The sequence below is a fragment of the Ruegeria sp. SAZD013 genome, from assembly GCF_059612525.1.
The window spans coordinates 1-11,344 of sequence record NZ_JBXWQT010000018.1; the positions used below are offsets into that span (position 1 = coordinate 1).

The window sequence follows — 11,344 nt, forward strand, 5'->3', positions numbered from 1 at the left end:
TGATCCCAAGCCAAAAAGGACACAAAAGTCAAAACCGATTGGAGGCTCCGAGATCAACCAAGTTTCCACACACCCTCCGGACAAACCGGACTTGTGCAGGCGCAGCGAACGTGAGTGTGAGAGGTATTCGCGGGCGCAGCATTGCACTTACAGCGATGCAGCAAGTTTCCCCAGACTGATCTTTTGAAGCTCTCTAAATTCGCTAAAAGGAGACTACATTTGCACGACGATGTATTCGTCCAATTAGGAGAATGGGATGGCAACGACCATAGTGTCGCCAGTTTCTGGCTGCACAGACCCGGACCGGACTGCGAGCTGGTGATCGCGTAGAGTACTCATGAGAGCTGCCTTCGGAGCCTAGCATCGTCAAAAGGCATAAAACCTGGGTCGGTTTGCCCGTTTAAGTTGGGACATTTTCACAGCCCTAACTCTAAAAAACACCAACATTTACTATCATCAATCTTATTAGAAGAATGCGTATCAAGGGAATCGATGGCGAGAAAATCTGGGCTCATATCCATCAACAGAAAAACAGGGGATAAATCAGGGGATACACAAGGTACCGCTCTGAAAAACATTATATTACAGAATCTTATCATGTAAAGTGGTGCCCCCACACGGACTCGAACCGCGGACCTACTGATTACAAATCAGTTGCTCTACCAGCTGAGCTATAGGGGCATTGGCAGTCGATTACTTCGTCCGACAGAGGACTGCAACCCTCATTTTTGACTCGAACTTGGGGATTGCCCGTTTTCCTGAGAAAGTGCAGAAACCGCGGGGTTGGTTCGTTGCAGATTTTCATGCGACGCAAAGACATAGAATGGGATGGACACAGCCCCTGAGGGTAAAAGGACTAAAGATGCAGGTAGTAATCCATGCCGGGGCCGCCTTTGCCGATGAAGGGCAAGTGCTGTCCTCGCTTTCGGCAAACAAGCAGGCCTTGGTGGATTGCCGTGCTGCGATCTTGGGGCCACGCGGCGGGCGTCAGTTTGTCAAGGTTCTGTCTGATGCTCTTGCTCAGGATTTGACTGATTCAGAAACGCAGGACGGGCTGCACGCCCTTCTTCCAGATGATCCAAATGTTGATCGTGTCATCCTCTCGAACGACAAGTTCTTTGGCCCAACACGCTCTGCCCTGCAACATGGACAGATTTACCCTTTTGCCGGGCAGCGGACAGCCTATGTGCAAACCTTGCTGGAGGATGCTCAAGTTGAATTATTCGTCGGTCTGGTGAACCCTGGGATTTTCATACCCAAGGTCCTGATGTCGATCCATGAAGATCACCGGCAGGAGATTCTGACCAGCACCGATCTGAGCTGCCTGAGCTGGTTGAGCATGATCGAAGATCTGCGCGATCTTGCGCCTCAGGTGCAGCTCACTTTGTGGAAGAATGAACACTTGCCACTGATTCTGGGGGATATCATGCGCGCAATGGCGGGCCTGCCCGGTGACGCTCCTCTGGTGGATGAGTATGCGTTGCTGTCGTCGCTTCTGACTGAAACCGGTCAACGGCATGTTCTGGACATCGTGCGGGGCAGCAACGGCCTCGACAAAGATACTCAACGCGAAGACCTTGCGCGGATATTGGAAGACCACGCCCGGCCCGATGAGGTCGAAGAGGAACTTGATCTGCCCGGCTGGAACGCCGACATCGTTGACGCATTTACAGAGCTTTACGAGCAGGATCTGGCAGTCATCCAGACCATGCCAGGTATCCGGGTACTGTAACCTTTCTTTCGCGGCTGCACCCTTACTGATGCCTTTTCGTTTGCCGGATGATCCAGTCCGCAAATGCTTGTACGGCTTCGTTCCTCTGCCCGGTTGGTGTGGCAATGAAATATGCGCTGCCCGAGGTATTCGCCAGTTGCCCGGTCTGGACCAGCGCGCCCGACGCCAACTCGGCCTCGATCAGGTAGGACGGCAAAATCGCAGCCCCAAGCCCGGCAACTGCGCCTTCGATCAGCATCGAGAACTGATCAAAGCGCATTCCTGGAAAAACCGTTCTGGCCTCAAGTCTATGGCTGGCATGATATTCGGACCACAGCCCGGGCCGCGAGGTCAGATGCAACAGCGGCAGATCGAACACATGCTGTTCCTCGAACGTCCGTTGGTCGCCCAACAACACAGGCGCAGCCGCTACAACAAGTTTTTCCGGGAACAGCTTGCGTAGCCGCGCACCGGGCCAGTCTTCGTGCCCAAAGTGAATGGCAAGGTCCATGCGCCGCTCTTCCAGGCTGAACGGCGTCGTGTAGGAATGCAGATCCAGTTCGATCCCCGGATGCAGGTGCTTGAAATCCGGCAGTCTGGGCACCAGCCACCGTGTCGCAAAGGTGGGCAGGACCGCCAAGGTCAGCAACGACGCACCGTCACCGGCCGCGATCGCACGATTGATCGTACCGTTCAGCCGCTCAAGGTCGCCTGCAAGTTCTTCAAACAAAGCGCGACCCGCTTTCGACAAGCGAACCGCACGTCCGACCCGGCGAAACAGCGTCACCCCCAGCGCAACCTCAAGTTCACGAACCTGACGGCTAACCGCGCCCTGCGTCACACCAAGCTCTTCTGCCGCCATGGTATAGCTTTCGTGGCGTGCAGCAGCCTCGAAACTGCGCATGAGGGCAAAAGACGGCAGGGAATTGATTCTGGGCATATCACTCATGAGTTTTAGTCACTGAAACGATACAAAACAGCGTATTTTTATCAAGTTACTTTGCAGATAGAACCTCAGTCATCTCCAGAGGAAGATTAACAGTGTTCCATCGCGCAAACCGACTAAACGGTATCGAATTGTCCGAAATCGTGCAGATTTCCGAGGCCGCCGCACGCTTGCGTTCGGAAGGGCGCGATGTTCTGGCATTGTCGACCGGTGAGCCTGACCTGCCCACCCCGCCCCATGTGGTCGAAGCAGCCCACGCGGCAGCGCTGGACGGCAAGACGAAGTACCCGCCGACGGCCGGGGTGCCCGATTTGCGCATCGAAGTTGCCCGGCAGGCCAAAGCCGAAGTTGCTCAGGTCATTGTGTCGACCGGTGCCAAACAGGTGATTGCCAATGCCATGCTGGCCAGCCTGAACCCCGGCGACGAGGTCATCATGCCCGCGCCCTACTGGACCAGCTATTCTGACATAGTGCGGATGGCGGGTGGAACGCCCGTCATTCTGCCTTGCCAGATGGATCAGGGATTCAAGCTTCTGCCGGAACAGTTAGAGGCCGCCATTACACCGCGCGCACGCTGGCTGATGCTCAACACGCCGTCGAACCCGTCGGGGGCAATCTACACGCAGGATGAAATTGCCGCCCTCGCATCTGTTCTGTCCCGGCATCCACAGGTTTGGGTTCTTGCGGACGAGATTTATCGCCATCTCAGCTTTACTCCGTTTGTATCAGTGGCCGAGGCGGCCCCAGACCTTGCCGACCGTCTGTTGATCGTCGACGGTGTCGCCAAAGCATGGTCCATGACCGGATGGCGCATAGGCTGGGGGATCGGGCCGGTCGAGCTGATCAAGGCGATGGTGGCCGTTCAGGGGCAGGTTACCTCGGGTGCCTGTTCGATTGCACAATGGGCCTCGCTTGCGGCGCTGACCGGCAGCGCGGGCCTGTTGGAAGAACGCCGCGCCGTATTTGCCCAGCGCCGTGATCTGGTGGTTGCAGGGTTGAACGCGGTTCCGGGTTTGCGCTGCGCGGCACCCGACGGGGCGTTTTACGCCTTCCCTTCCTGCGCCGGACTGCTTGAGGATCAGGGTGGGCCTTTCAAAAATGACGCTGACTTCTGCACCTGGTTGTTGGAAGATGCTGGTGTCGCTCTGGTTCCCGGTCGCGCATTCGGGTTGCCCGGACATTTTCGCCTGAGCTTTGCTTATGCCCAAGATACAATTGCAGCGGGGCTTGCACGTCTCAAAGCCGCTGTAGAAAGGAAACTCTCATGAAACCACAATCCCGCCCCCAGCTTGGCCCTTTCACTTGGGATGACCCTTTTCTGCTGGAAGACCAGCTGGCCGAAGACGAACGCATGGTGCGCGATGCGGCCAACGCCTACGCGCAGGACAAACTGCTGCCACGTGTGACCCAGGCTTTCGCCAATGAAGAAACAGACCCCGAAATCTTTCGCGAGATGGGTCAAATGGGCCTTCTGGGCACGACTATCCCCGAAGAATTCGGCGGCATCGGTGCCAGCTATGTCACTTACGGTCTGGTCGCACGCGAAGTGGAACGGGTCGACAGCGGTTACCGCTCGATGATGTCGGTACAGTCCAGCCTCGTCATGTATCCGATCTATGCCTACGGAACGGATGAACAGCGCCGGAAATACCTTCCGAAACTGGCCAGCGGGGAGTCTATTGGCTGCTTTGGCCTGACCGAGCCCGATGCGGGCTCGGACCCCGGCGGCATGAAAACCGTCGCGAAAAAGACTCATGGAGGCTATGTCCTCAACGGGTCAAAGATGTGGATCTCGAACGCGCCCATTGCTGACGTGTTTGTCGTCTGGGCCAAATCAGACGCGCATGACGGCAAGATCAAGGGTTTCGTTCTTGAAAAAGGTACACCCGGTCTTTCAGCTCCGAAGATCGAAGGCAAACTGTCGCTGCGCGCCTCGATCACGGGTGAGATCGTGATGAACAATGTCGAGGTCGGGGAAGATGCTCTGTTGCCGGGTGTCGAAGGTCTGAAGGGGCCGTTTGGCTGCCTGAACCGCGCACGATACGGTATCGCCTGGGGATCGATGGGCGCAGCCGAGGCCTGCTGGCACGCCGCGCGGCAATACGGTCTGGACCGAAAACAGTTCGGTCGCCCTTTGGCGCAAACGCAGCTGTTCCAGCTGAAGCTTGCGAACATGCAGACCGAAATCGCCTTGGGCCTTCAGGCCGCTCTGCGCGTGGGTCGTCTGATGGACGAAGCCCGCGCAGCACCCGAGATGATCAGCCTGATCAAGCGCAACAATTGCGGCAAGGCACTTGAGGTCGCCCGCCACGCACGTGACATGCACGGCGGCAATGGCATCAGCCAGGATTTCCACGTGATCCGCCACATGGTGAATCTGGAAACCGTGAACACCTATGAAGGCACGCATGATGTTCATGCCTTGATCTTGGGTCGCGCGCAAACGGGCCTGCAAGCCTTCGCCTGAGGACGACAAAGATGGATCGCGCAACCATTGTGCATGACAACTTCCTGCGCCGGGTTGCGGCACGGGATTTTCCCGCTGGCGCGACGCCGTCTGGCCCACTGACAGCGCCCGAAGCAGTCGGGCTATATCGCGCGCAATGTCTGAGCCGTGCATTGGACCGCCAAAGCCGGGCAATGCAGAAAGCGGGCCAGGGATTCTATACCATCGGCTCCTCTGGTCACGAGGGGATGGCTGCGGTGGCGGCAGCCCTGCGCCCGACAGACCCTGCTTTTCTGCACTACCGCGACGCCGCGTTTCAGATCGCCCGGTCCGATCAGGTGCCGGGGCAGAGCCCGACATGGGATATTCTGTTGTCCTTCGCTTCATCCTCTGATGATCCGATCAGCGGTGGGCGGCACAAGGTGTTGGGGTCAAAGGCGCTTTGCATCCCGCCGCAGACCTCGACCATTGCCAGCCACCTGCCCAAAGCTGTCGGCGCTGCTTATGCAATCGGGGCAGCCCGCCGTCACAAACCCGAACATGCAGAAATGCCGGACGACGCCATCGTCTACTGTTCCTTTGGTGATGCCTCGGCCAACCATTCCACTGCGCAAGGCGCGTTCAACACCGCGCAGTGGACGTCTTACCAGTCGGTTCCCCTGCCACTCCTGTTCTGCTGCGAGGACAACGGGATCGGAATTTCGACCAAGACACCGCAAGGCTGGATTGCCGCGACATTCTCTCATCGACCGGGACTGAGGTATTTCTCGTGCGACGGGCTCGATGTTTTCGAAACCTACCGTGTCGCTCAAGAAGCCGCCGCCTATGTCCGCAGCCGCAAGAAGCCCGCATTTCTGCACATCCGCACGGTGCGCCTGTATGGCCACGCCGGGGCAGATATGCCCACCACCTATATGCCAAAATCCGAGGTCGAAGCCGAAGAGGCGAACGACCCCCTGCTGCACTCCGTCCGTCTGCTGGAACAATCCGGTGCGATGCAACCGGATGACGCGTTGAAGGTGTACACCGACACCTGCGACCGCGTCACCCGCGTCGCCGACAAGGCGATCACCCGCCCTCGCCTGAAAACCGCAGGTGACGTGATGGCCAGCCTGATCCCGCCCGCACGCCCCTGCGCCCCGACCAATGGCCCGTCAGCTGAACATCGGGCTGAGGTATTCGGCGGCGACCTCAAAGCACATGCTGAACCCCAGATCATGTCGCGCCTGATCAACTGGGCCCTGAGCGACCTGATGCTTGAACACGGCGAGATCGTGATGATGGGCGAAGATGTCGGGCGCAAAGGCGGTGTCTATGGCGTGACGCAAAAGCTTCAGGCCCGTTTCGGACCCGACCGGATGATCGACACGCTGCTAGACGAACAGTCGATTCTGGGCCTCGCCATCGGGATGGCCCAAAACGGGTTTACGCCCATGCCGGAAATCCAGTTCCTGGCCTATCTTCACAACGCCGAAGACCAGTTGCGCGGTGAAGCGGCCACCCTGCCCTTCTTCTCGAACGGTCAGTACACCAACCCGATGGTCGTTCGCATCGCCGGGCTGGGGTATCAAAAGGGCTTTGGCGGGCATTTCCACAATGACAACTCGGTCGCGGTTTTGCGCGATATTCCGGGGCTGATCCTGGCCTGCCCATCGAACGGCGCCGACGCTGCACGAATGCTGCGTGAATGCGTGCGGCTGGCCCGGGAAGAACAGCGGTTGGTCGTGTTTCTGGAACCCATCGCGCTCTACCCGATGCGGGACCTGCACGAAGCCGGGGACGCAGGCTGGATGCACACTTACCCCGACCCATCCGAAAGGATCGGTTTCGGCGAGGTCGGCGTGGATGGAGATGGCGACGATCTGGCCATCGTTACCTTTGGCAATGGCGTCTACCTCAGCCATCAGGCGCGCAAATCGCTGGAGGCCGACGGGACAAAAACCCGGATAATTGACATGCGCTGGTTGTCGCCGCTTCCCAAAGACGCGCTGACCCGGGCCGTAAGCGGCGCCAAGCGGATATTGATCGTCGATGAAACCCGGCATCACGGCGGCGTGGCCGAAGCCCTGATGGCCCATTTCCACGAAACCACTGATGTGCCGATGGCTCGTATTACCGCCGAAGACAGCTTTATTGCCACCGGCCCGGCCTATGCCGCGACCATGCCATCGAAAGACAGCATCGAGGCCGCAGCAAGATCCCTTATGGAGACGGGCAAATGAGGTCTGCGAAACAAACCGCTGTTGTCATCTGTCCGGGGCGCGGAACCTATAACAAACCCGAATTGGGTGTTCTGGGTCGGCATTTTACCGACAAGGCCCTGCTGGCACATTTCGATGGCATGCGGCGCGCACAGGGTCAGGAAACCCTAAGCGAACTGGACGCCGCAACACGGTATTCCGTGGCAAAGCACACGCGCGGAGACAATGCCTCGGCCTTGATCTATGCCGCCACGCTGGGCGATTTTCGTGCCATCGATCCGGAGAAGATCGACGTGGTGGCTGTGACCGGAAACTCGATGGGCTGGTATTCAGCCCTGGCCTGCGGGGACGCTCTGACCGCCGAGGCAGGGTTCGAGGTGGTCAACACCATGGGAACACTCATGCAGCAGAGCCTGATTGGCGGCCAGTTGATCTATCCTTTCATGGATGCCGACTGGCAGCCGAACCCGGCACGCAAGGCCGAACTGCTGGCTCTGGTCGCTGAGATCGACGGCACCGGCGCGACCCTCACCCTGTCAATTGATCTGGGCGGGATGCTGGTTCTGGCCGGGGATGAAGCTGGGTTGTCCGCCTTTGAAAACAAGGTGCCTGTGGTGCAGGAACGATTTCCGATGCGGCTGGCCAATCACGCAGGGTTTCATTCACATCTGCAACGCCCAGTTGCCGAAGCCGGTCGCGCCCGCCTTGCCGCAGATCTGTTCCGGCAACCCAATTTGCCCATGATAGATGGCCGTGGTCAGATCTGGTGGCCCGGAGCCTGTGATCTGGACGCGCTTTGGGACTACACCTTGGGTCATCAGGTGACCGAAACCTATGATTTCACAAAGGCCGTATCACAGGCCGCGAAAGAGTTCGCACCCGACATGTTCATCGTCACCGGACCGGGAACCACACTGGGCGGAGCCGTCGCGCAATGTTTGATCCTGAGCAATTGGGACAAGATGCAGGACAAAGCAAGCTTTCAGACCAGCCAACGCGAAGAACCTTCGCTGATCTCAATGGGGATCGAGGATCAACGCGCACGTGTGACCTGACCTTGCACACCTTGGCGGTTCGCCCGGCGCAAATCGATCTATCGCGGGCACTCCGCTCCACTCTTCGCACCGAACCTTCTGTTCAGAGCCTGCCCAAAAAAGCGCCTACTTATCAAATCCACGCTTCCGAAACGGGAACAGATGACTGAGCGCCCAACCCCGCGCGGCGACCCGTTATCCAATGCTTCAGGTCATTTGGCACCTTCGCGCAAATCGGGACTCTTTCGATCGAGCACCTTGCAGACAGGCGACAGGGCTAGGGTCAGGATTCATAACCAGTAGATGACTAGAGCCGCGAGCGCGATGGCGGATAGGAAGACCTTGGGACAACGATCATAGCGTGTTGCCACGCGCCTCCAATCCTTGAGCCTGCCAAACTTGATCTCGATGCGGTTTCGCCGCTTGTATCTGCGCTTGTCGTATTTGACCGGCGCCTGCGCTGCTTTCGACCAGGGATGCAGGCGCGTATCCCTTTGTCTTTCAAGGCGTCTCGGAACCAGTCGGCGTCATAGCCACGAGCACCCGAGCAGCCAGTCCACATTTGGTATGCTGCTGAGCAGAGCCCGAGCACCGATGTAATCGCTGACCTGCCCGGCGGTAACGAACAGGTTGAGCGGGCGACCTTTGCTATCGCAAATGGCATGCAGCTTGGTATTCATGCCGCCCTTGGTTCGGCCCCCTCTCGGCAGCATCCTTCGGATGCGCCTGCTGGGCAGTGAATCAGGCGGCCATGCCCCCCTTTTTGGCGCCTAAGCTGGACGCCGTGCGATGGGCTTTTAGATATGAGGCGTCGATCATGACAGTCTTCTTTTCACCGTGCTCGGCGGCCAGACCAGCCAACATTCGTGCGAAGATGCCTTTCTCGCTCCAATGCTTCGACCGGCTGTAGAGCGTTTTGTGAGGTCCGTATTCCCTGGGGGCATCTCGCCAACGCAACCCATTGCGATTGATGAAGATAATCCCGCTCAGCACCCTTCTACCATCGACCCGTGGCCTGCCGTTCGACTTCGGGAAGAAAGGGGAAAGCTTGGCCATCTGCTCGTCTGTCAGCCAATAAAGGTCGCTCATATCATCGCTCCGTTTTCGAGCCGTGAATCAAGCAACGAAGCGAAAATCAATGCATCCTGACCCTAGTTAGAGAGGGTTCAGTGAATCCGGCCAGCGCCTTGAGTGTTCCGTGATCACGAGCAGCACATCTGCGCCGGACAGTGCTTCGCGCGTATCACGGATCATGCGCAGGTTCAGGTCGTCGATAACAGACGCAGAAATCGGCCGGCCGGGATTGTAATAGACTGTAATCAGGAATGTTCGCCCAAGTTTGGTGACGGACAGATCCTGTAGTGATCCTCCATCCTGAACAATAGCAGCACGCAGAGCCCGTCGGGCTGCAGCGATGTCTCCGGGGCTTGCGCTGACGCCCGCCAATTCACCCAATCCTCTGCGAAAATCTGTGACGTAGGTTCCGACCGCCAACAAGCACAGTACTAGGACGATTACCGAGTCGCCCACCGGCGCAACTGGTGCCAGCGGACCGTCGCGGAACAAGTAGACGGCACCCAGCCCTACACCTGCCGCCGCCGTAATCAGCCCGTCGAACATCGCAGCCTTGGACTCGAGCCGCAGGATCGAGCTGTTCTTTCCCATTCGGCGCCAGGTGAAATGATGGAAGCCCCACATGAAGGTGCATGTGAGGCCAATCCCGGCGAAGTAGATGATCATCGGCGCAAAGTTCAACGGCTCAGGCATTATGCCGTTGAGGTAGTTGTAGATATTCTTGATCGCATTCGTTATTGCGAACAAGACCAAGCCGAGAAGAGACAGTGAGCGAAATGTCGCAAAAATAGCCTCGTCAGCGGCGTAGCCGAAAGGGCGTACCTTGTCCGGACCCGCATCGATGCGACGACTGATTCGACGCCCAAGCAGCGCCGAGCCGAACCCGACCAGGGAGAACAGTCCGTCCATCATGATCGCGTTTGAATTCGACAACATACCAGCCAGCACCCCCGCGGCGGCCATGAAAAGGTTTCCCCACATGGCCACGCTGAGAGAGCGTCTTTCCAGCCGTTTTCTGCTATCTGAATTCAGCGTCGTCATATTTTGCTGTCCTGATGTGACATCAATCTGCTCTTCCAATATCCTTCCGTTGATGTTTCGCCAACACTTGTGGTGAATATTAGAAGAATCCGTCAACAGGTCAGTGGTTTATCCCCATGGCATCGCCATTTGTGGACAGGTCCCTTCATAAAGAGTTTTCTTGGCGGCTGAGATCATTTAGCCAGCACTCATTTCTCCGGCCTCACACGATTGTTGATTTCCACTGAAAAGTGACCCGGTAGGCCTGATAACTTTCACTGAGAATTGACCCTTGTGAACACATTGCTCCGAGTATTTTGTTTGGGGAGACTTGAAGTGATCGGCATGGAATTTTTTGAGTGTCATACGACGCTGGGCATTGCGTGACAAAATGCCAATCCGCGATAATTAACGGCGCACGGGGCTGTCTCGCAACACCGTCAGAAGTGTCTGCGCGAAGGTGCTGTAGAACCGAGGTTCAAGACGCCGCCGCGTTTGAGCAAGTTGGTTCCGTATGCGGATCGGTTGCCTGATGGCTTTGACTTTGCCCAAAGAAACAGCGTGGAGTAGTACAACTTGATTTACGTCAGGCAAAGTAGATCGCCTGACGGATCAGACCAACTGAATTGGCTATACCCCAGTTCAGCATCTGAAAATGTGTGTTCTGGCTTCCTTCGTGGCCGAACCAGTTGCAGAAATAGTTTCCCGCGATCAGAAAAGCGGCCCAGATGGCGCGATACAGCGCGACACTAATCATATCAAGACAGAGCGCCGCCGGAAGAGCGACAAACCCCACAGCAGCGCTAGCCATTGCACTGACACCAGTCACAGACCGGCAACGTCCAGGACGGTTTTCGCAGCCAGTGTGGGCTGTCGCACCTCTTCAGTGCGTAACCGCCTGTTAAAGGTATG

General features: G+C 57.5%; 8 protein-coding genes, 1 tRNA gene and 1 pseudogene. 5 read left to right on the plus strand and 5 right to left on the minus strand.

The features are described 5' to 3' along the window. Nucleotides 1-605 precede the first annotated feature (605 nt). Nucleotides 606-681: transfer RNA gene (locus tag AC2FLU_RS04260), tRNA-Thr, on the minus strand. 181 nt (nt 682-862) lie between these two features. Between AC2FLU_RS04260 and AC2FLU_RS04265 the strand changes: the two genes are divergently transcribed. Continuing rightward, nucleotides 863-1,732 carry a hypothetical protein gene (locus tag AC2FLU_RS04265; RefSeq protein WP_496809081.1) on the plus strand — a complete coding sequence of 290 codons (870 nt, stop codon included), beginning with the start codon at nt 863-865 and terminating at the stop codon, nt 1,730-1,732. 22 nt (nt 1,733-1,754) lie between these two features. Here AC2FLU_RS04265 and AC2FLU_RS04270 read toward each other — a convergent pair whose 3' ends face one another. Further along, nucleotides 1,755-2,651: a LysR family transcriptional regulator gene (locus AC2FLU_RS04270; protein ID WP_480496309.1), complete on the minus strand. Its 897-nt coding sequence runs from the start codon at nt 2,649-2,651 to the stop codon at nt 1,755-1,757. A 101-nt stretch (nt 2,652-2,752) separates the two neighbouring features. Here AC2FLU_RS04270 and AC2FLU_RS04275 point away from each other — a divergent pair, with 101 nt between their 5' ends. From AC2FLU_RS04275 to AC2FLU_RS04290, 4 genes are read left to right on the plus strand one after another with little or no spacing between them, the layout of a single operon-like run. Continuing rightward, the gene (locus AC2FLU_RS04275) at nt 2,753-3,925 is read left to right on the plus strand and encodes a pyridoxal phosphate-dependent aminotransferase (protein ID WP_496809080.1); all 1,173 of its coding nucleotides are present in this window, start codon (nt 2,753-2,755) and stop codon (nt 3,923-3,925) included. Further along, the gene (locus AC2FLU_RS04280; protein WP_496809079.1) at nt 3,922-5,124 is read left to right on the plus strand and encodes an acyl-CoA dehydrogenase; all 1,203 of its coding nucleotides are present in this window, start codon (nt 3,922-3,924) and stop codon (nt 5,122-5,124) included. The genes AC2FLU_RS04275 and AC2FLU_RS04280 overlap by 4 nt, the downstream gene beginning before the upstream one ends. 11 nt (nt 5,125-5,135) lie before the next feature. Continuing rightward, nucleotides 5,136-7,325 carry a dehydrogenase E1 component subunit alpha/beta gene (locus tag AC2FLU_RS04285; protein WP_496809078.1) on the plus strand — a complete coding sequence of 730 codons (2,190 nt, stop codon included), beginning with the start codon at nt 5,136-5,138 and terminating at the stop codon, nt 7,323-7,325. Beyond that, the gene (locus tag AC2FLU_RS04290) at nt 7,322-8,359 is read left to right on the plus strand and encodes an ACP S-malonyltransferase (protein WP_496809077.1); all 1,038 of its coding nucleotides are present in this window, start codon (nt 7,322-7,324) and stop codon (nt 8,357-8,359) included. Before AC2FLU_RS04285 ends, AC2FLU_RS04290 begins: the two co-directional genes overlap by 4 nt. A gap of 269 nt (nt 8,360-8,628) precedes the next feature. On the opposite strand, the pseudogene AC2FLU_RS04295 reads toward AC2FLU_RS04290, so the two are convergent. The 3 genes and pseudogenes from AC2FLU_RS04295 to AC2FLU_RS04305 all read right to left on the minus strand — a co-directional run bounded on the left by AC2FLU_RS04295 (nt 8,629) and on the right by AC2FLU_RS04305 (nt 11,243). Next, nucleotides 8,629-9,427: pseudogene (locus tag AC2FLU_RS04295) on the minus strand (IS5 family transposase). Between the two features lie 66 nt (nt 9,428-9,493). Then, a complete protein-coding gene (locus AC2FLU_RS04300) occupies nt 9,494-10,492 on the minus strand; it encodes a cation efflux transmembrane domain-containing protein (protein ID WP_496809076.1) in 999 nt (332 codons plus the stop codon). Nucleotides 10,493-11,018: 526 nt separating this feature from the next. Further along, nucleotides 11,019-11,243 (minus strand): hypothetical protein, encoded by a 225-nt coding sequence (locus tag AC2FLU_RS04305; protein ID WP_480521019.1) that lies wholly within the window; start codon nt 11,241-11,243, stop codon nt 11,019-11,021. Nucleotides 11,244-11,344 lie beyond the last annotated feature (101 nt).